17 protein-coding genes are annotated in these 21,135 nt (G+C 57.8%); 10 read left to right on the top strand and 7 right to left on the bottom strand.

What is annotated here, in order from left to right; translation table 11 throughout:
- Positions 1–22: 22 nt before the first annotated feature.
- The 6 genes from AC1D2N_RS24100 to AC1D2N_RS24075 form a co-directional block, all read right to left on the bottom strand.
- Positions 23–1,084 carry an ABC transporter ATP-binding protein gene (locus tag AC1D2N_RS24100; protein ID WP_018516913.1) on the bottom strand — a complete coding sequence of 354 codons (1,062 nt, stop codon included), beginning with the start codon at positions 1,082–1,084 and terminating at the stop codon, positions 23–25.
- A gap of 22 nt (positions 1,085–1,106) precedes the next feature.
- Positions 1,107–1,961, bottom strand: a complete 855-nt coding sequence (locus tag AC1D2N_RS24095) for a sugar phosphate isomerase/epimerase family protein (protein ID WP_018516912.1) — start codon at positions 1,959–1,961, stop codon at positions 1,107–1,109.
- 48 nt (positions 1,962–2,009) lie between these two features.
- Positions 2,010–3,248, bottom strand: coding sequence for an ROK family transcriptional regulator (locus AC1D2N_RS24090; RefSeq protein WP_018245495.1), 1,239 nt, complete (start codon positions 3,246–3,248; stop codon positions 2,010–2,012).
- A 34-nt stretch (positions 3,249–3,282) separates the two neighbouring features.
- Positions 3,283–4,125 carry a carbohydrate ABC transporter permease gene (locus AC1D2N_RS24085; protein ID WP_018245496.1) on the bottom strand — a complete coding sequence of 281 codons (843 nt, stop codon included), beginning with the start codon at positions 4,123–4,125 and terminating at the stop codon, positions 3,283–3,285.
- On the bottom strand, positions 4,122–5,051 hold the full coding sequence (locus tag AC1D2N_RS24080) for a carbohydrate ABC transporter permease (RefSeq protein ID WP_018516911.1): 930 nt from the start codon (positions 5,049–5,051) through the stop codon (positions 4,122–4,124). Before AC1D2N_RS24080 ends, AC1D2N_RS24085 begins: the two co-directional genes overlap by 4 nt.
- A gap of 171 nt (positions 5,052–5,222) precedes the next feature.
- Positions 5,223–6,521, bottom strand: a complete 1,299-nt coding sequence (locus AC1D2N_RS24075; protein WP_026188676.1) for a type 2 periplasmic-binding domain-containing protein — start codon at positions 6,519–6,521, stop codon at positions 5,223–5,225.
- A gap of 394 nt (positions 6,522–6,915) precedes the next feature.
- Here AC1D2N_RS24075 and AC1D2N_RS24070 point away from each other — a divergent pair, with 394 nt between their 5' ends.
- Positions 6,916–7,962: a Gfo/Idh/MocA family protein gene (locus AC1D2N_RS24070; RefSeq protein WP_018516910.1), complete on the top strand. Its 1,047-nt coding sequence runs from the start codon at positions 6,916–6,918 to the stop codon at positions 7,960–7,962.
- Between the two features lie 8 nt (positions 7,963–7,970).
- Here the strand turns inward: AC1D2N_RS24070 and AC1D2N_RS24065 are convergent, their stop codons facing one another.
- Positions 7,971–9,110 (bottom strand): ROK family transcriptional regulator, encoded by a 1,140-nt coding sequence (locus tag AC1D2N_RS24065; RefSeq protein WP_018516909.1) that lies wholly within the window; start codon positions 9,108–9,110, stop codon positions 7,971–7,973.
- 149 nt (positions 9,111–9,259) lie between these two features.
- Between AC1D2N_RS24065 and AC1D2N_RS24060 the strand changes: the two genes are divergently transcribed.
- The 9 genes from AC1D2N_RS24060 (at position 9,260) to AC1D2N_RS24020 (ending at position 21,091) form a co-directional block, all read left to right on the top strand.
- On the top strand, positions 9,260–9,583 hold the full coding sequence (locus AC1D2N_RS24060) for a hypothetical protein (RefSeq protein WP_018516908.1): 324 nt from the start codon (positions 9,260–9,262) through the stop codon (positions 9,581–9,583).
- Between the two features lie 42 nt (positions 9,584–9,625).
- A complete protein-coding gene (locus AC1D2N_RS24055) occupies positions 9,626–10,264 on the top strand; it encodes a GntR family transcriptional regulator (RefSeq protein WP_018516907.1) in 639 nt (212 codons plus the stop codon).
- A 426-nt stretch (positions 10,265–10,690) separates the two neighbouring features.
- Positions 10,691–13,669, top strand: a complete 2,979-nt coding sequence (locus tag AC1D2N_RS24050; protein WP_018516906.1) for an ATP-binding protein — start codon at positions 10,691–10,693, stop codon at positions 13,667–13,669.
- 22 nt (positions 13,670–13,691) lie between these two features.
- The gene (locus AC1D2N_RS24045; protein WP_026242341.1) at positions 13,692–14,846 is read left to right on the top strand and encodes a YcaO-like family protein; all 1,155 of its coding nucleotides are present in this window, start codon (positions 13,692–13,694) and stop codon (positions 14,844–14,846) included.
- A 52-nt stretch (positions 14,847–14,898) separates the two neighbouring features.
- Entirely contained in the window at positions 14,899–15,597 is a 699-nt protein-coding gene (locus tag AC1D2N_RS24040; RefSeq protein WP_245275427.1) for a TfuA-like protein, read from the top strand.
- A gap of 57 nt (positions 15,598–15,654) precedes the next feature.
- Positions 15,655–16,866: a gluzincin family metallopeptidase gene (locus AC1D2N_RS24035; protein WP_018516903.1), complete on the top strand. Its 1,212-nt coding sequence runs from the start codon at positions 15,655–15,657 to the stop codon at positions 16,864–16,866.
- A 15-nt stretch (positions 16,867–16,881) separates the two neighbouring features.
- Positions 16,882–17,361 carry a hypothetical protein gene (locus AC1D2N_RS24030; protein ID WP_018516902.1) on the top strand — a complete coding sequence of 160 codons (480 nt, stop codon included), beginning with the start codon at positions 16,882–16,884 and terminating at the stop codon, positions 17,359–17,361.
- Between the two features lie 22 nt (positions 17,362–17,383).
- On the top strand, positions 17,384–17,728 hold the full coding sequence (locus AC1D2N_RS24025) for a hypothetical protein (protein WP_018516901.1): 345 nt from the start codon (positions 17,384–17,386) through the stop codon (positions 17,726–17,728).
- A 336-nt stretch (positions 17,729–18,064) separates the two neighbouring features.
- Positions 18,065–21,091, top strand: coding sequence for an alpha-mannosidase (locus tag AC1D2N_RS24020; protein ID WP_018516900.1), 3,027 nt, complete (start codon positions 18,065–18,067; stop codon positions 21,089–21,091).
- Positions 21,092–21,135: the final 44 nt, after the last annotated feature.

The raw sequence follows: 21,135 nt of genomic DNA, 5'->3' as shown, positions 1-21,135 counted from the left end.
GGGGAGGGGGCAATCGGCCGGGTCAGTTCAACGGAGCTTCGCCTGATGTGATCCGCTGCTCGTCTCCGGCAAACAGATGAACCGCATCGTGGATTGGCGCAATCCTCAGCACCTCGCCGGGGGCTGCCCTGATCCGGTCCCTGAAGACGCAAGTGAGCGTCTGCGTTCCCAACCGGGCGATGAGCAGCGTTTCCGAACCCGTGGGCTCTACGACCACCGTTGTGACCTCGATGCCGCCCGGGTCCAACCGGAGATGCTCGGGACGAATGCCGTAGGTCACGGCTTCAGGCGGACGGCGCTCGCTCGGCAGGAGCAGGCCATCGGCGGTTCGAAATCCATCTTCCGTCATGTGGCCACTGATGAAATTCATCGCCGGCGAGCCTATGAATCCGGCGACGAAAAGGTTGTTCGGACGATCGTACAATTCCAACGGAGAACCCGACTGCTCGATCAGACCGTCCTTCATGACGACGATCTTGTCGGCCATGGTCATGGCTTCGATCTGATCGTGGGTGACATAGATGGTCGTCGTCTGCAGCCGTTGATGCAGTTCCTTGATCTCCGAGCGCATCTGCACCCTGAGCTTGGCATCGAGGTTCGACAGGGGTTCGTCGAAGAGAAAGACGGCCGGGTCGCGGACGATTGCCCGGCCCATCGCCACGCGCTGTCTCTGGCCGCCAGAAAGCTGCTTCGGATATCTCTCCAGGAGACTTTCGAGGCCGAGAATCTTCGCGGCGTTGCCCACCCGCTGATCGATCTCCGTCCGCGGCATTCGTTTCAGCCGCAGCGAAAAGCCCATGTTCTTTGCAACGGTCATATGCGGGTAGAGTGCGTAATTCTGGAACACCATGGCGATGTCCCGATCCTTGGGCGCAAGCTCGTTGACGATATGCTTGCCGATCTGGATCTGCCCCGAGGTAATGCCCTCCAGGCCGGCAATCATCCTCAAAAGCGTGGATTTGCCGCAGCCAGAGGGGCCGACCAGAACGACGAACTCGCCGTCGCCAATGTCGACCGATACGCCTTTGATGGCTTTGAACGCGCCATAATCCTTGCGCGCATTGTTGACCGAAACATGGGCCATAACAGTCCTCCCGAAATCGCTATCAAAGTCCGCTCAGGACATTTCTCAAATAATCGAGGCCGAGGCGCTCGCCGTCTTTGCGAGCGGCTAAGTCCTTGCCCGGCCAGCCATAGGCGGCATCCTCATGTTCGATCGACAACGTGCCGTCGAAGCCAGCCCCGCGAGCCTGGCGCAGGAACCTCGGCCAATCGATCTGGCCGAGCCCCGGCAGCTTGTATTGCCACCAGCCCTTGCCGTGATAGCCGACAGCCTGCAGCCTCTCCGGATCGATTGCCGTGTCCTTGGCGTGAAGGATGGCAATGCGATCCTTCACCGTCGCCATCGCCTGGTAGGGATCGACGCCAATGCGAATGAGGTGGGAGGGGTCGAATTCCAGCCCGAAGCGGGGATCGCTGATTCTTTGAAAAAGCTCCCGCCACCCTCTCGGCGTCGTTCCGATGAAATTGTCCTTCGGACCCGGCCAGTTCTCGATTGCGAAGGTCAGGCCATAGGACTGCGTCTGCGCGATCAGGCCGTTGGCGAAATCGGCGAAGTCATCATAGTTGGCTTCGTCGCTTGCAGTGTCGTCCCGGCCTGGGAAGATCACAAAGATTGGGACACCCGCTTCACCGATCGCGCCGGCAAATTCGGCGGTCTTCGCCCGAAGCGCCTCACGCTTTGCGCGGTCAGCATCGAGCTGATTGCCGAAATAGGTGATCGACGACACGAAGAGGTCGCGGCTGCGTGCGAGCGCGACGGCTGCCTCCACCCGATCGGGCGTCTTGATATGGCCGCCGACATCGATCTCGATTGCGTCGAAACCTGCCGATGCGGCGAAATCCACCACTTCCTCCAGGGGGCGATCGTTGAATGTCGAGGTGTAAAAGCCGATCTTCACCAAAATCCTCCCGTCTTCACCAAAATCCGTGGGGCCTTGCTGGCCGTTTCAACTGTTCAGGCGGTCCATATTCTTGAGCGGCGAACGTGTGCGTTGAGCAGCGTCCGCCGATGCGAGCATCAGGGCTGCTGCCATCGGCATGGCCGCCGCTCCCATGGCCGAGGCATCCTCTCCGAGCGAGGCGCGATGAAGCGAGGGAAGGCTGGTGTCCTCGGCATCGAGATGCTCGTGCACGTAGCGCAGCAATTCGTCGACGATGCGGATCGGCAGTCTGCCGCCGACGAGGACGGCGTCTGGGTCGACGATCATGCCGATATGCTTGACTGCGACTGCCAGATGCGCGCTCATTTCCTTCAGCCATTGCGACACGAGGCGCCTGCCATGCGCATCCAACGTCAGGAGATCGTGCGGAACACTCACCTCGACGCCGTGCTGCGCGAGGAAATCATAGAGGAAGAACAGCGAGAATATCTCGCCGAGAAGCTGGACCTTATGGGCCTTCCCGTCCCCGCCGTCGGCAATCGGAAGCCAGCCGATTTCGCCGCTGAGGCCCATGGCGCCACGATGACCGTTGCCATCGAGCACGAGGCCACCACCCGGGCATGGATTGATGGCGATGTAGAAGAAGCTGCTGCTTTCGGCACCCAGTCCATAGTCGAGTTCGGCAAGGGCGGCGGCATTGGCTTCGTTTTCGATGAAGACGGGGTGCTGCGTCAGGTTTTCCAATGCTGCGCGCACATCGAATGCTGTCCATTCCTGATAGGTCTTGGGCTTGCCGAGGAGCGAAATCTCGCCAAGCCAATCCGGCATCGCTAGACCGATGCCGGCGAGGCGCGCGTCGTCAATGAGCCGGCTGCGCTGGAAATGCGAAATCGCATCGGCCGTTAGCTGCAGGAATTCCGCCGGCAGGATGAAACGTTTCTCGTGATGCACGCGGGCGCGGACATTGCCGACGGCATCGACGGCCAGGATCGTCAGATGGTCGCGATCGATGTTGATTCCGATGGCAAAACAGGCATCCGGATTGATTTCGAGTTCGATTGCCGGCTGGCCTCGCAACCCGTGCCGCCGGCGGGCTTCCATGATCAGCCCCTCGTCCAGCAGGCGATCGACGATCCGGGCGATTGCCGGTTTGGTAAAACCCGTCCGCCTGGCGATTTCGGCGCGCGAAATCGGCGCCTGGCGATGAATGCAGCGCAGAACGACCGCCCTGTTGTGCTCGCCAGCATCTTCGACATTGGCGCCGGTCAGATCCGGGGACAGCCTGGCGCCGAGTGTCTGGTTCATGCTCGAAATCCTTCCTTGCGCATAGACTGACCGCTCATCCCTTGACTGCGCCGCTGGTCATCGCACCGAGGATCAGCCGCTGGAGCGACAGGAAGGCGACGATCGCCGGAACGACCGCGATCAGGCAGGCGGCGGCAAGCAGTTGGATGGACGAGTCGGTTTGCATGCCGCGGAAGTTAAAGATGCCGACGCCGATCGGCATCAGATCATTTTTCGTGAGCAACAGAAACGGCACCAGAAATTGCGACCAGCCGGCGATCACCGTGATGATGAAGACCGAGGCTATGCCCGGCGCCGACAATGGCAGAACGATGCGCCAGAAGACGGAAAACCTGTTGCAGCCGTCGATCATGGCCGCTTCGTCGAGGCTGCGCGGGATGCCGTCGACCGTGCTCTTCAACAGCCAGGTCGCCAGCGGAACGCCCAGCGCGATGTAGACCATGACGACGGCAAAATGCGTATCCAGCAGGCCGAGACGGTTCATGTAGCGATAGAGCGGCACCATGATGACGAGCGGCGAGATCATCTGGAAGAGAAGCAGCCCCATCATCGACAGGCCCTTGCCCCGGAATTGAAATCGGGAAAAGGCGTAAGCCGCTGGCAGTGCGACGATCAGGACGCCCAGCCCACTGAGGGCGGCAAGCTTGAGACCATTCCAGAGATAGATCGGAAAGTAGCTGTTGTTCAAAACCGTGATGAAGTTATCGATGGTGGGATTGTTTGGAATATATCGCGCCGCGCCGCGATAGATCTCGCGCTTGTCACGCATCGCCATCGACAGGAGATAGGTGAGGGGGCCGGCGAAGAACACGAACATCACCAGCATGAAGAGATAGCTCATGGCATCGCCGAGCCGCGTTCCGGTCCGTCCGCTCATTGCTCTTCCTCCTTCGGCAGGAACGACGCATAGACGAAGGCGAGCCCGAGGCTGATGATCAGCATGAGCACGGAGAGCACGCTGCCGCCGGACAGGTCGTAGTTTCTAAAGACGATATTGAAGACGTAGAGTGAGATGACCTCGGTCGCACGCCCCGGACCGCCGCCCGTCAGCGTGATGATCGCATCGAAGGTATTCACCGTCTGGATCGTGATGAGGATCATATTGACCAGGATCGCCGCACGCAGCTGCGGAAGGGTAACGAAGAAAAACTGCTGCGATGCCGTCGCGCCGTCGACCTCGGCCGCTTCATAGAGCGAGGGATCGATCGACTTCAGCGCCGCATACATGACGACCATCGAAAATGCGGTGCCGCGCCATATGTTGGAGATGAGGGTGGACCACGGCGCAATAGCAGGGTCCGAGAGCCAGGCGACGGTCGGCATGTGCATCAGCCTCAGAATGCTGTTCAGCGCGCCATAAGGCGCTTCGGAAAAGAGCATCTGCCAGATGATGCCGCCGGCAATTCCGGGCACGACCCAGGCAACCAGCGCCGTCGTTCTGAGGATGGTGGTGCCGAACAAGCCGCGCTTTTCACCGCGGATGACCACGACAGCCACCGCAAGACCTAAAATCTGCTGACCGATGACACTGCCGCCGACAAAGATCAGGGTCGCCCATAAAATGTCGGGCAGCTGCGGCGAGCTCAACGCATTGGTGATCGACCCCAGCGTATAATCCTGATTGTCGCCGATCAGCGTGGCGTTGGTGAATGAAAGTCTGAAAACGTCGATGACGGGATAAAGGTAGAAGATGCCGATGACGATGATCACGGGCACGATCCAGGGCAGGGGCGCGCCGGCAAAACGGCGCATGAACGATCTGCTTTGAGGCGGGCTGACAGCCTCGATGGCGATGGGGCTCATTAAAGCTTCTCTGTCCGGGTTTGGCTTGCGCATCGGCCCGAAAATCGGAATCGACTTTCGGAAAGCAGAATGCGTAGGTTCAAAGTGTTACAGCGTCCTTTGCGCGTATTAAAAGGCGCGCGCCGTAGGTCGACGGCGCCTGGCAGGCAGGCGCCGTCACGGTCGGAAGCACTAGAGACGCTTGTACGCCTCCAGCGCCGCGTTGAAGGCGGCATCCAAGGCGTCTTCCGGCTTTTTGGTCCCCGAGAGCACGTCGCCCATCATGATCTGGATCTGGTTGGAGATTTCGGGATAGATCGGCACACCAGGGCGCGCCTGTCCGTCGACCAGAGCCTTGGCGAAGGTCTTGTTGGCTTCGGTGGAGAAGACCTCATATTTGTCGAACAGCGATTTCCTGGTCGGCAACTGCTGCTGCAGCGCGTTTGCCGGGCCCATATAGACCTCGCGGGCGAGGTTGGCACACATCTCGACCTTGTCCTTGTCCTTGCTGAAGGAGGCGATCGTCCAGCCGCCGGTGCCGGTCGAGCGCTGATCGGCACTGGGACCGGGAATCGGCGAGAAGGTCCAGTTGTTGAACTCGTCTTCGTCGAGCGTGGCCTTCAGCTGCGCATATTGCCAGTTGCCGCCGATGAAGAGAGCTGTCGTCGCCGCAGCGGCCGCTGCATTCATATCGTCGTAATTCGCGATCGTGCTGACGCGCTTGGGCGCGGCGCCGGAATCGACGAGATCCTTGAAATAATTCAGCGCCTTCAGGAATTTCTCCTTGTTCTCGCCTTCGCCGAATACTGGCTTGCCCGAGTCGTCGACGAGCTTGCCGCCGAGCGCCCAATAATTCGCGAGCCAGTCGAACGTCGTCCCTTCCCAGCGCCCGCCATTGAAGAGAACGCCTTCCATGCCTTCCTTGGTGGAGGCGAGCGCGGCCTTTTTCAGGTCGTCCCATGTCTGCGGCGCATCCGCAACGATCGACTTGTTGCGGTAGAGCACACGAAGGTCCGTATCCCACCACCAGGCGCGGACCGTCTGGTCCTTATCCGTGATGCCGCTGCGGATGAAGGGGAACAGGTCATCCACTTCCTCCTTCGAAAAATACGGCGTGAAGTCCGCAAGCACGTGATTGACCATGAACTGCGAGAGGACGAAGGAGTCGACAGCGGCGCAATCAGGCGCGTTGCCGGCCTTGGCCTGCTCCAGCATCTTGGCCTGTTCCGTACCGATGTCAGAGGACATGAATTGCATCTGCAATTTCCAGTCCGGATGCTTCTTGATGAAATCGACGAAGAGCTTCTGATAGCCCTCGGCGATCGCCGGATCCGAATTGTTGGGACTGTCGTTCGTCAAACGGACGACGAGGGATTTTGGCGCATCGGCAAGGCCAATCCTGTCCTTCGTGGCAAGTTCCTGGGCAAATGAAGTAGATGCTGAAAATAACATGGTGCTCAGCGCAAATACGCTGATGGTGGCGCTCTTCATGATGGGTCTCCTCCCCATTTTGAACGGATACAGCCTGGCGGTCGGTTGACCTCTCCTCATTTCCGTGCTGCATTAATTAGATTAAGTTACTTTGATTTGATGTCAAGCCACAGCTTGGGAGGCCAGAACCTGGGAGGTTGAGATGCTGGCGACAATCAACAGCAGCTAGTGCATAATTTCCGAAAATCGAGATCGATTTTCGGAAAAGGATCCGCGCCATTAACGTGATGGAGCGTCCTGTCGGGCGCACGGCGCATCGACCGCAGTTTTCCTGAAACAGAGAGAAGCCGATCGCGGATGGCCGCGATGGCAGGAGTGCGATTTTGCCCGGCTGCACGCCGGAGCTCAGCTCTGACACACCCGCGTCCGATAGGATGCGCTAGGGGAGGATAAGATGCGTTTACTCATTCTCGGTACCGGCGGAATGGCCAACCAGCATGCCGCCAAGTTCAAGGCGATCGAAGGCGTCAGTGTCGTGGGCGGCGTCGATATCGTCCCGGAAAGGCTCGCGGCCTTTTGCACCGAACATGGCATCGCCAACCATTTCACGACCCTTGAGGAAGCTCTCGCCTGGGGCGAATTCGACGCAGTGGCAAACGTCACGCCGGACCGCATTCACCACCCGACGACGCTGCAGGCGATCGCAGCCGGCAAGCACGTCTTCTGCGAAAAACCGCTCGCCACCGATGCGATCAAGGCCATGGAGATGACCGAAGCCATCGAGCGATCGGGCAAGGTCGGCATGGTCAATTTCACCTATCGCAACTCGCCGCCTCTCCAGAAAGGCCGGCAGATGGTGCTCGCCGGCGAAATCGGGCAAGTGCGCCATGTCGAGGCGTCGCATCTGCAAAGCTGGCTGGTCGGTCGTCATTGGGGCGACTGGAAGAGCGAAAGCAAATGGCTGTGGCGGCTGAGCAAGAAGCATGGATCCAACGGCGCGCTCGGCGATATCGGAATTCACATCGTCGATTTTGCGTCCTACGGTTCAGGGCTTGACGTTGCCCATGTCTTCGCGCGGCTGAAGACCTTCGACAAGGCGCCGGGCCACAAGATCGGCGAATATGATCTTGATGCGAATGACAGCTTTACGATGAATGTCGATTTCACCAATGGGGCGATCGGGACGATCCAGGCGACGCGCACGGCGGCCGGACAGATGGATCAGCTGCGCCTCAGGGTCTATGGCGAAACCGGCTCGATCGAGATGATCTACGATACCGGTAAATCGACACTTCGCGCCTGCCTTGGAGAAGACGTGCACACGGCGACCTGGCGTGACGTTCCCTTCGATCCGGTCGAGACCAACTACCAGCGTTTCGTCCAGGCCGTGCGGGCGGGAAAGACGCAGGAACCATCATTCCGGCGGGCGGCCAATATCCAGAAAGTCCTGGACAAGGCGCTGGCTTCCGATCTTAGCCACGCCGATGAAGCACTCGGCTGAGCCGGCCATCAGGCCGAAGCAGGCGGCAGCAGCAAAGTGTTGAGGAAGGGCAGGAGGGCTGCACCGAGCGCAACGCCGCCGCCACTGAAGCTCGCGGGTTTCATCGGCGAAATCCAGGGCGTCAGCAAGGGCCTCGTCGAGGTGTCGCGCCGCTCGATGGAAAGCTGATGGATCAGCGCTTCGATCACACCCTGTGGCAAATCGCTCCCGATCATGACGACGCTCGGAGCGAGGAATCCAGCCATGGCGATGATCGGGTCGAGCAGATGACCAGCGGCCTCCCGTATCCATTGCGACAGTGACGACGAGGGGAATTCTTCCCCCTGCAACAGGCGGGTGAAGTCCTGGTCGCCGATCCGCGATCGCAGGGATTCGAAACCGACGACGGTGTTTAGCTGGACATTATCCGGGCCGGTCAGCATTTCGCCGATGCTGCCTGCCCGACCATGCACGCCGGAATAGGGAATACCGCGAATGAGAAAGCCGGCCTGAACGTCGTCGTCGATAATGATCATCGCAAGTCCGCCTTCCCTGCCGGAGCTGCCGATCGTGCGTTCGGCGAGAAGGCTCGCCGTACACTCGTTCTCGACATAAGGACGCGCGATCGTCGACATCGCGGCGATCTGATCGCTTTGATCCTGCGTCCAGTCGTTGGCGGCGATGCCAAGGCCGATGATCGGCAATGAGGCATGACGGTCGACCATATCCCTGACCGCCGCATGCACGAGGCCGACTTTGTCTGCGGGGTCCAGCTCGATATAGACCCGGTCATGGACCTGACCACTCAGATCGATGAGCACGGCCTCGCCACGCCTTTGGCGAAGCTTGACGCCGATCGAGAAAGCACCTTCCGGGCGCAAGGCAAACTCGGTAGCGGTGGCGCCTCCGCCAAGGCCATTGCGGCGGTTGGAGGTGACAAGCTTTTCCTCGGCCAGTCGGCGGAGAATATTGGTAATGCCGGGGCCGGTAAGGCCGCAATGCCGGCCAAGCTCCATCCGGGTCAGCGGGCCGTGGCGGCGGATGGCTTCCAGAATGACGCGAATATTCCGGTCGGCGATCTCGCCCGACCTCAGACCGACTGTTTTGGCGCGCGGGGCGCCCATGTCCTGGGCTTGAAGCCGACGCGGCCCTGATCGAAGATACCGCATGACCGTCTTTCCTAGAGCACTATTCGGTTCTGTATCACGCTTGCAGGTGTTCGTAACGATTTTCCAGTAGATGCTTTTAACGAAGGGCCGCGGCTCTACACAGTTAAGATGTGCTCGGAATCACTTGCGTAGAGAGTTGAATTCAACCGATGACTGATGAACATTCTCCCGCCGCCGGCCGCGACCCAAACGCCGCCCAGCCAATTCTCGTACTGCGAGGGAGCGTTAGATGCCTCTTCACGTTCCTTGGCGTCATGGCGCTCCCTTTCATCTACCTCTCACTTATCGCCCTTGGGCAGATCGAAATGAGCAGACCTACGAGCGGTGTCGGAGAAGGCCTGTTCGCGATCCTGTTCCTCGTCGTCATCGTTTATGTTGCGGTAAAGGCTCGGCAGGTGGACTTCAGAAAGCCCACAATGGTGTGTCAGACCCGACAGTGGCCAATACAGTCAAGGGGCTTCAATGATAAATAACAACGCAGCCGAAAATCCGAATAGCGGTGCAAAGCGGCCGCTTTGGCGGATGAGGTCTATAACTACCTCTACCCACAGCTGAAGTCGCTAAGCATTCCGCCGGGAAGCCGCATCTTCATCGACAATCTCGTCAAGGAAATCGGCGTGTCGCACACACCGATAAGGGAGGCGCTCTCGAGATTGGAAGCGCAAGGACTTGTCGTGAAAACCCATTTGGTGGGCTACAGCGCGGCAAGACAACTCGATCTTAGTCAGGTGGAAAAGCTGTTCGACATGCGATTACTGCTGGAACCCTATGCAGCGGAACACGCGGCGGGAAACCTCGACGATGAAGCGATAGAGACGCTGAACGCGATCGATCATTCGATGCAGGCGATCGAGAGCCGCGATCTCAGGGGAAAGTTCCTCGACTTCGCACGGAGCGATGGGCAGTTGCACAACTTCATCTCTTCGGCCAGCAAAAACGAACTGGTTCACGACGCGCTAACCAGGCTGCATACGCACGTGCATTTGTTCCGGTTGTTTTACTTGCCAAGCGCGACCAAGGACGTCAACAAAGAACACGCTGGTATTATCAAAGCCTTGTCCCGAAGAAATTCTGCGGCGGCATATAAAGCAACGAAACATCACATCGAGCAGTCCCGGCGGAGATTTCTCGAACAATATAATGCAAAAACCTAACCTGCAGGTGGTCAGGATGCTTCTGACGTTACGCCTTCATCGCGCCAATCCTTCAAGAAAAGTGGAGAGTGCAGAGGCGACAGGATCCGGTCCAACCGTTTCGTCCGACAGCAGGCCGTCGATCATTAGCATGGTTATGCCGTGCATCTGAGCCCAGCAGGCTGCTGCTTGACCCAGCGCATCGCGCCTGCGGACCCTGATGACGTTTGGATGTTGAATACGCGCGTCAAGTGTCTCTTGATGTGACCAGCCATCGAGAATGTAGAAGCTGCATCGATGACCGTTCCCGCACCTGTCGCCATATGTATCCGCCATTCCGGGCGCTGCGCCCGCTCAATTGATAATTGAGTAGATCCACTTAAAGCTTGCATAAAAGCCACAAATCGGCTGTCCTTGCATGGCTTCTCTGATGCTGGGCGATCCATCATGAAGACCCGCGACGCACGATTTCGGTTTTCAGGCGAGCGACGGCAAGTCACTGCCCTGTTCTATGATATAGTTGGATCGACAGAGCTTCTATTGAAGAGCGAGCCGGAACAGTTCTTCCGTTCTGTTACCGCCCTGCATCAAAACGCTGAGGCCATCATAAAAAAGCATGGCGGCTTTCTTCATCAGCGCCTTGGAGACGGTGGCTGCTGCTTTTTTGGATATCCCGAACAAGCCGAAGATGCTGCAGAAAGCGCAGTTCAGTCATCGCTGGAACTGATCGAGCTTGCCGCCAAATCCAAAGCGAAGTCCCGACTGGTATTCAAGTTGCGCATCGGTGTTGCGACGAGCCTCGTCGTGTTTTCCTCTGAAGGCAATGAAATTATAGGAACGGCGCCAATTCTGGCCGCCCGCCTGCAGGCAGAGGCCGATCCGAATTCGGCGCTCGTCGCCGAGTCCACTTTCCAACTGACGCGCAGTAAATTTCAATACAGCTTGTCGAGAGAAGCCAAACTCAAAGGTTTTGACGAACCGATTGGTCTTTGGCGACCCCAAGGCCGATTGGAGGAGCCACCTGGAGGGGCGCTGCCTCAAGACCTCAACAGGCCCATTAGGGGCCGGGAAAAGGAGTTGACGGCACTCTCGAAAGCTTGGGAAGCGGCCTGCGGGGGTAACGGAAGCGCAATAGCGCTAGTCGGTGAAGCGGGTATAGGCAAGTCGAAACTGATGCGGGAATTCGCAAATCGATTGGCGAAGACCCAGCATGATAGTGTGGTGTTTCAGTGCAACAGACGCTTGGAAAGCCAACCATTGCACCCGTTCGTTGCCTTTCTTGAGGCCGTCGTGGGAACATCCATTCTGAGGGATGGAAATGCGATAGCTTTTTTAAAGGCTCTCCGAACAACCGGCAGAGAGCTAAGTGAGGCTTCCGCCGCAACGATCCTTTCGTTCACAGCCGAGCAAAAATCAAGCAACCCCGGCCAGATCCGTACGACGGATCTTTCCGGTCGGGCATTTCGACAGGAGGTGATCGAAGCCGCCGCTCATCTGTTGACGTGCAATGCCAGTGTTGTTACCCCTACGCTCCTCGTATTTGAGGACGTTCATTGGGCCGATGGGATGACGGTCGAGTTGATGGATCGCCTTGGTTCGTTGGCTCACGAGCTCCCGGTGCTGATATTACAAACTTCCCGAATACGGAGGTCATTGGCGGCCACAACCGAAATAGAACTCACGGGCTTGGCTCCGACTGCAATTCGGGATCTGGTGGAATCCATCTGGGGTGAACGTCCCCCTCCAGGTTTGTCTGATTTCATTCTAGGCCAATGCGATGGGATGCCCCTCTATGCTGAGGAATTGACCGATTTCTTCCGGGGGCGACACCCACTTGGGAAATGGAAAGGGCTGCTACTCGATGGTGGCGTCACCTCGCTAAACGATCTGCTGTCCGCAAGACTGGCGTCAACCGGCCCCGCTCGAAAGGTTGCCCAATTTGCTAGCGTAATAGGTCGTGAATTCAGCATCCCGCTGCTCACGTATCTTCTTGAGGAAACAAGCCGTCAAGCTGTTGATGTCCACATCGAGAGACTGCTTTCACAAGGCATTATCGAACCCTTGCCTACGGCTCCCCGCACCTATCAGTTTCGCCATGTTCTAATGCAGGAAGCTGCGTACGGAAGTCTTCTGAAGAGCGATCGACGGCGAATACACCGGCGGATTGCAGACTTACTGATTCAGGAGCGAACCCCCAGCTTGCCTGCAGCAATAGCTGCCTGGCAGTGCGCCGAAGCTGGCCTACACGTTGCCGCCGCGAGGTTCGCATTGGCAGCGGCTGAAGCAAGCGTCCTTCGGTCCGCAATGCATGAGGCCAACGTTTCCCTCACACTCTGCGCCGAAGTGATGAGTAGCATATCTTCGCGGGAAGCCGATCGCACTGACCTCACGTTGAACCTGCTGAAGCTCCAGGGCGTAGTTGCAACTGCGCTCGAAGGAGAAGGCTCCGAAGTTGCGCGACGGATCTATTCGCGAGCGACGCAGCTCCTGCGAAAACAACCTTCTGCCGTTCGGGAGAGGCATTTCCCGTTGTATTGGGGGTGGTGGTTCACAGCGCCAAAGATTCAGACTCAACAATCTCGGGCACGGATCCTTGTCGAAGACATGCAATCTGTCGAGGACGAGGAAACAAAGCTTCAGTCGTATCACTGCGGGTGGGCGACCAGCTTTCACGCAGGTGAACACAACTTCTGTCTCGACTGCGTCGCGAAGGGCCTTGAGCTATACGATTCTTACCGAGCCGTCCGAAATCGAGCCTTTTTCGGCGGACACGACGCCAAGGTATGTGGATTGGGCGAAAGTGCTCTCTCTTACCTGCTTCTCAATGAAGTTGACGCCAGCGAAGCAGCAATTCAAGAGTGCTTGGATTGGGCTGACTCGACTGAACACGTTGGGAGTATGGTTCATGGGCTTTATTACGCGATCGTACTTCGTCGATGCCAAGGCAGGTACGATGACGTCCACGCCTTAGGGGAGGAGATGTTGTCGCTGGCTGAAGAACACGGCCTGGCAGCAAGTCAAGCACGGGCCAACATGTACTGCGGATGGGCGGAATTGATGACATCTTCCGACGGAATTGGCGGAAAGCGGTTCGGAGACGCCCTTCAACTCCAGCAACAACTGGGCACTGATGACAATCTCTCCATGCACAGCGACATGCATGCCCAAGTGCTCCACCGGCTTGGCCGAAATGATGAAGCGCTGCAAACCTTGCAAAATGCTGTCGATGTCGGTCGTAGTAGCGGCCAACTGTTTTGGCTCCCCGAGTTGTACAGGCACAGCGCGAAGCTGAGGCGTGTCCTAAGCGAACGACCGTCGTCGATCAAAAAGGACTTGGCAAACGCAATCCGGATAGCCGAAGGACAGGGTGCGGCTTGGCTTCTTGGACGGGCTAAGACTGATATGGATAGGATGATCAAACCATAGTCCAAGAAAATCTGAGGGGATCTTGCAACACGTATCAGTCCTTGAAAGCGTCCTAGATGGTGGGCCTTTGGAGTTTCACGATCCATGGCAGACGGTTCAGCGCATTCTCGCCCGCAAGCACCAGTATGGAATAACCCGACTAGGTTCGGTGACAGAGTTGGATTGGATCAGGATACCCGTTGTCCAGGTAGTGCGACCCGAATCTTTGTCGGTGTCGGTCAATCAAGGCAAAGGGCTAACCTTTCCGCTAGCAGCGATTTCCGCCCTGATGGAGTCGCTGGAGGGTTGGGCATCGGAGCGCATTAGTTCCGACATCGTGACCACTGCACCCTTTTCCGAGCTGAACAAAAACATGCTCTGGTCGTACCTCGACGCCGGAGACAGTATCGAGCCGCTTTCGTGGATCGCGGGAGTTGATCTTCTTAGTGGAAACCGATTGTCAGTTCCATTGGCGCTGGTTGACACCACGTATACGTTCCCCTCGCCTCACCCGCGATGGATGCCTAGAGATACGACCGGCCTTGCCGCCGGCACCAGCGTCCGCCAAGCTACCATACATGCTTGCCTTGAAATTCTGGAGCGGCACGCTCGCTGCAAAGCTATGAGAACCCCTCATTTCTTTGACCGATATCAGGTCGCGAGCAGGTCAGTTACTTCAGGCAGCGCGGGCGAGATCCTCGAGAAGCTCAACGCAGTTGGTTTTACAGTTGGTATCTGGCAGATCCCCGCGCCTCACGAACTACCTGTGTACTGGTGCCAAATAATGGAGGGGTCCGATAGAGCTTCTTTCGCGCCTTTGCCTGGCGAAGGCTTTGGGTGCGACCTTAGCCACGACCGCGCACTCACCAAGGCGTTGTTGGAAGCATGCCAATCGCGGCTCGGTGTCATATCAGCAGCCCGAGAGGATATTAGGACAGAACTATATGGGAACGCAGATGCTACAGAGTTGACCGCTTGGCGTAAACGGCTCGCATCAGGAGGTCGACTTATCACCTGGCAAGAACCTCCCGTCAATCACGACCGCACGTTTCAGCATGTTCTGAAGGCAATGCAGCTCGCAGGCGCGAGAGCAGTAGCACTTGTTATGCTATATACCGACGATGAGGTGCCACTCCACGTCGTTCGAGTTGTCGCACCACCCTTGGAAACGAACCCAGAGATCTACTATGCGCAATGATGTGGTCGTATTCTCCGGGCCCACACTTAGCGCTGCCGAAGGTCGGAACCACTTGGACGCCATCTTTCTTCCTCCAGTTGGGAGTGGAGATGTCGTTCGTGCTGTTGCCAAGTACGCACCATCTGCCATCGCACTGATTGACGGTGTGTTCGGACAGGCTCCTGCTATTCGTCATAAGGAAATTATCTGGGCAATGTCTCGGGGCGTCCGCATGTACGGAGCTTCAAGCATCGGCGCCCTAAGGGCTGCCGAACTCGCTCCTCAAGGAATGGTCGGTCACGGACTGATCTATCGGTACTACCGTCGCAACCCACTTGCCGACGATGCTGACGTCACCGTGCCAATGGCTCCTCCTGAATTAGGGTCCCAAGCCTTGGGCGAAGCCCTCATTGATATTAGGTTGACGCTAAAGAGCGCAGAACGGAACGGCATCATTTCTGAGCAGCTTCGCAGGCTGCTGGAAACATCGGCCCGGTCAATACATTTCCGAGATAGAAGCTTCAGCAAGATCTTGGCGGCGGCGACCCGAAAGGACACGAAGTACAGTAAACTTGGATCACTCTCCACGTGGCTTCGGTCCGGCGTCGTGAAACAGAAGAAGAGCGACGCAGAGAGCCTTCTGCAATTAATCTCCCTCGGCACACACCGATCTCAGCCTGAAATCCAAAGCAATTTTCAAATTACGGAAGCTTTCGCCCTCGATATGGATTACTACAATCTCTTCGATCATATCTTGCCGTGCGCATCCTAGTACTGGTATAGTTGCCCATCGCTTAAGTCTAGGTAATTGAGCGATGGGGGGCGAGCATTGGATGCCATCATACATCCGCAGGGCTCTGGGCGTGGCGTCGCTACACAAGCGGCTCTCGGAACCCGCTTCCTTGTCTTCCCACAAGCGCCTTTTATACCAGGATATGAAAAGCCCGAAGTTGTGTGGATTGGCGCTTCAGCAGGACCAATTCTCGCTGGACCTTCCGATCATCGCATGTACGTGGTGGAGCCGGTCGAGCCGAAGCGTCCGTACGCTCTTCCGTTCCTGCCGCCTTATCGCGGCCTTTTGCGACCACCTGTAGAGCCGGGTCCGGACGGTCACTTTGACCACATCACGCCCGGGTCCCCGGGGTTTCTCTCGGCACATAGTTACGCTTGTGCGCGGAGAGTTCTTGACGTCTGCGAAGGATACATCGGGCGAAGCATAAACTGGTTCTTCGAGCCGGATTTGCAGCGCCTTGAAATCGTGCCTCATATCGTGGGCTGGGACAATGCGCAGTCGGGTTTCGGATTTCTTGAACTCGGCGAGAGCGCTCCAAACCGACAGACATCTTGCTTCGGGTTAAATTTCGACTCCATCGCTCATGAGATGGGCCATCTTGTTCTCCTAAGCGAACTCGGAATCCTCGAAGGGGACGGACGAGGCTGTGACTTCTTCGCGTATCATGAGGCGATAGCCGATTTTATATCTCTCCTTGGCTTGCTGCAGTTCGACACTGCCCTCGATCGAATTCTTCGGCGCACCGGTGGGAACTTGTTGATCCATAACGAGCTAGATCGATTTGCCGAACTGAGCGACGAAAGGCAGATCCGGTCGTTCAACAATTCGTTGCGAATGGGTGACGTTAGCGATGAGGCTCATGATCGATCAAAACCTTTTGCTGCGGGGCTTTTCGACAGTCTGATCGAGGTTTACCAAACGCTGCTTTTTGAACGTGGCCTCTCGGATCTCGATCCTCGGCGCTTCAGCAACCTTCGTCAGCAACTGGAGCCAGCCTTACTTTATGAAGGCCTAAAGCGATCGAGCGCGTCATACGAATTGAAGCACTTTGCCTACAAAGCTGCACTGCAGGAGGCGCGGGATATCATTGGTGAGGGCCTCACGCATTCATGGCACCTGCTGGAGCCTGACACAGTCACGTTTGAATCAGCAGCGCTTACATTTGTTGAAGCCAGTTACAGCGGTCGCGGCCAAAGCTTCATCCAACAAATAGAGGACTGCATGAGGTGGCGTAGAATAATCGATTAACAGGGAGACTTGGAAATGACAGACGAGTATGTCCCAGCACCTTCTAAAAAACGTTATATAGCTAATGAGATTATCTTGTACGGTGTCGAAATAAATCCTCGCGACGATAAAGGGAATGAAACCAGTGCGCATTTCGATGTTGGTCTCGGGATCGCCACTGACCTTGAACTAAAAATTGTCAGCACAGTCGGCATTACCGCATCGGTCGTGCTTGCGTACGGATACTCTTTCGACAGTCACTGCTATCGTATGGATTCAGCGCGAGTATTTCTGGTAACGGACTCAACTGCGAGGGAAGCCGTGGGATGCGGATTCGGCACCGGCTACCAAATGTGGCGCATTACTGCATCCTCGAAGATTCTTGAGATATCGACCAAACTCGGTGACGCACAGTCACTCATTTTAGACTCTCAGTTACCCGGTAAGAGATCTCCGAATTCATATGCCATCACTCAGAGTATGGCACATCGTGACAGCCGTCTAACACGCGACTAGTCAATTAGTCAGGAGCAAAGCCATGCCGCGCGTCGTAAACATTAAGTTTACTCAGGATTTCGCAAACCAGATCGTTCTCAAGGACGCCTACGATGAGGAGAATAAACTATCGCCCGAACCAAGTGCCACGAAGGGTTCAATGATAGCCCGCACCATTACAACGGTCGGCGGCGAAGGAAAGTTGGAGCTTTCGTCGGCCCGAGTCGTAGAGTCCTATATGATACCCTACGATTTCGTCGTGATCGATGGGATCTCAAACAGCGTTTATTTTCCGCGCCTCAGAGCGGCGGTCGCCCAAGAGGATTTCGATAAGTCAATGAACCTCTTAGAAAAAGAGCTCCCGCAATTGGCCGGTCAGTTGAAATGAGACGTAAAAATGACCCCTGGGGATAGGCTCTCGTAAAGCGTCGCATCACGAGTTCTGAATTCCATGTGACCTAAGCTCCGTGGCCACGTTTGCCGCACTACAAGGGTCCTAGAAAGGGCGAGTTGATCGGCTTGATCTATTCGCAGGCGCGGTTCACTTCTTCCGGGCTTGACGCCAAATCAAAGTTACTTAATCTAAGACTCTGCAAGCCCGCTTGGAGGAGGGGCCGGGCAATCGCGATGTCGGTCGCGCCATCTTCATCTCCCCCAAACCATGACCCCGGCCCCAAAGCATGACGACAAAATTGTCAGCCGTCGATTTTCAACAGGATAAGCCATGCCTCTGACCATTGCCCAGCGCCTCGATCGTCTCAAAGTTCGCATTGCCGAGTTGGCTCATTGGCGGGATCGACAAAGTGCTGTGATCGACGGCTGGACTTTCGAGGGCGAGCCGATCGCGCTTCAGCAGGATTGGCCGCACCGCCAGGGGGTGGTGCATTTTGCCGCGACCGCTGAAGCGCCGGAGGCGTGGCCTCTCGCAGACATTCGCCTGCAGCTCGATCTCGGCGGCGAGAGCCTGATTACGCTGAGCTACCCCGGCGGTGAGACCGAAACATTCGGCCTCGATCCCTATCATCAGGAATTCCCGCTGAGGGGTCGCCGCTTTTCGATCGCAACGGAAACCGTCGCCCGCTTTCCATTCGGCGAACCCAATCGCGCTCCGCGGCTCAACAAGTCCCGCTTTATCTGGCTCGATGGCCCGGCTCACCGCCTGCACCTTCTGTTGAAGCAGGTTGCCGAGGCAATCGATGCGCTGGGTGAACATGAAGTCGTTCCGCATCTGATGGATGCCGCCGAGCATGCGCTGCGCAGTCTCGATTGGCCGTCGGATACGGCGGCTTATATCTCCCGCACATCCGGCGCCGTCATGCAGCAGAAAATCTGGGAACTGCCGGAGCTTGAAGCTAATCCGGCAGGCCTCACGGAAGAGCAAAGCGCTTCGGCAGCCGCGGCCTTCGAGGCTCTGACGGCGCGGCTGAAGGAGCTGCAGAAGCGCTTTCCGCCGAACGGAGAACTGCTGCTGACGGGCCATGCGCATATCGATCTTGCCTGGCTTTGGCCCTATCGCGAGACGCGTCGGAAAATGCGGCGCACCTTCAATACGGCGCTCTCGCTGATGGAGCGCTCCGACGATTTCCGCTTCAATCAATCGACCGCCCATTATTACGCGCAGATGGAAGAGGAAGACCCGGACCTTCTCGAGCGCATCAAGAACAAGGTCGCGGAAGGAAAGTGGGAAACCGTCGGCGGCATGTGGGTCGAGCCCGACACGAACATGCCGACCGGCGAAAGTCTCGCCCGTCAGGTTCTCTATGGCCAGCGCTATTTCGAGAAGACCTTCGGCACGCGCCATACGGTCTGCTGGCTGCCGGATTGCTTCGGCTTTTCAGGCGCGCTGCCGCAGATCCTGAGACAGGGCGGTATCGACAGTTTCTTCACCATCAAGGTCAACTGGAGCGAGACCAATCATATTCCCTCCGATCTCTTCTGGTGGAAGGGCCTCGACGGCAGCCAGGTGCTGACCCATACGTTCGACAATCCGATGCAGGGTTATAACGGCTTCGTGCAACCCGATTGCTACGTGCCGACGTGGAAGAATTTCCGCGGCAAGACGCAGCACGATACCTCGCTTCTGGCCGTCGGTTATGGCGACGGCGGCGGCGGCGTCACGCCCGAGATGGTGGAGCGCGAAGTGCAGTTGCGCGATTTCCCGGCGATCCCGCAGGCACGCTGGGGCACCGTCAAAAGCTATTACGAGCAGGCGCACCGCACCGCGGGGGAAAAGAGCCTTCCGGTGTGGGATGGCGAAATCTATCTCGAACTGCACCGCGCCACGCTGACGTCGCAAAGCGGCGTCAAGCGCAAGCACCGCCAGGCCGAACGTGCGCTGATCACCGCCGAAGCCATCGCTTCGCTTGGGCACATGCTTGGAGCAGACAAGCCCCAGAGCCTCGAAGCCGATTGGCGCGTCGTGCTGAAGAACGAATTTCATGACATTCTGCCGGGCTCGAGCATCCGTGAAGTCTATCAGGATGCGGAGCAGGAACTGGGCGGCGTCATCGACCGTGCCAAGATCGAGCAGGCGAGGGCATTGCAGGCGCTGTCGGCCAAGCTGCCGAAGGGCGGGGTTGGCGATGCCCTCGTCGTCGTCAATCCGTCTCTTGCGGCCAGACCGCTCAGCGCAACGCTCTCCGACGGCACGGTCGTCTCGGCCGCCGATGTCGTCGCCCCCCTGTCCGTCGCGGTCTTCGACAAGGGCACGCTCAAGCCCGCGAGTGGGCTGAAGGCCGGCCCCGGCCATCTCGAAAACGAGCACCTCTCGGTCGCCATCGGCAAGGACGGGGCGGTCGTGAGCCTCATCCATAAGGCCACGGGCCGGGAAGCGGTCGACGGCTCGGCAAATCAGCTCTGGGTCTATCCGGGCGACAAGCCGCGCAACTGGGACGCCTGGGACATCGATGCGGATTATGCCGAAAAGGCCGTCCGCCTCGATGCCCCGGAAAGCATCACGCTCGTTGAAGAAGGGCCGCACCGAGCGGCGATCCGCGTCGTCTACCGCTACCGGAATTCGAGCGTCACGCAGACCTATGTGCTGACGGCCAACGCCAGGCGCCTCGACATCGAAACGACGATCGACTGGCATGACCGCCGCACCCTTCTGCGCACGCTGAACCCGGTCGCCGCATTGGCCCGGAAGGCAACGTTCGAATGCGCCTTCGGCATCGTCGAGCGGGCAACGCACACGAATACGTCCTGGGAACAGGCGATGTTCGAGGCCGTCGCGCACCGCTTCGTCGATATCACCGAGCCGGGCTTCGGGGTCGCACTGCTCAACAATGCCAAATACGGTCATAGCGCCCGCGGCAATGTGATCGGCATGAGCCTCGTGCGCGGTCCGATCTATCCGGATCCGCTGGCCGATGAAGGCGAGCAGAGCTTTACCTATGCGCTGATGCCGCATGAAGGCACCTGGCATGAAGGCGGCGTCCTCGACGAGGCGATCGATCTCAATCAACCGCTCGTCGCTGCTGAGGCCAGCGGCCTCTCCACCGGCACCTTCGCGCCGCTTGTGGTCAACGGCATCCCTGTCGCGTTCTCAGGCCTGAAGCCGGCGGAAGAAGGCGATGGTCTCATCCTGCGCCTTTACGAACCAGCTGGCCGGCGCGGTAACCTCTCCCTCGGTCTACCTTCCGGATGGGCAGCATCGCAACCGCTGAACATTCTCGAAGAGCCGATGGAGCGGAAGGGACCTGCCGACATCATGCCGTTCGAAATCCGGACCTGGAAGCTGAAATATGCCTGACGCCTAACCGCCATACGTGCCGGGAATCAAATGGCCTATGGCAA

It is taken from the genome of Rhizobium sp. P1_B8, from assembly GCF_056406515.1.
This window is presented reverse-complemented; position numbering and strand designations above follow the sequence as displayed.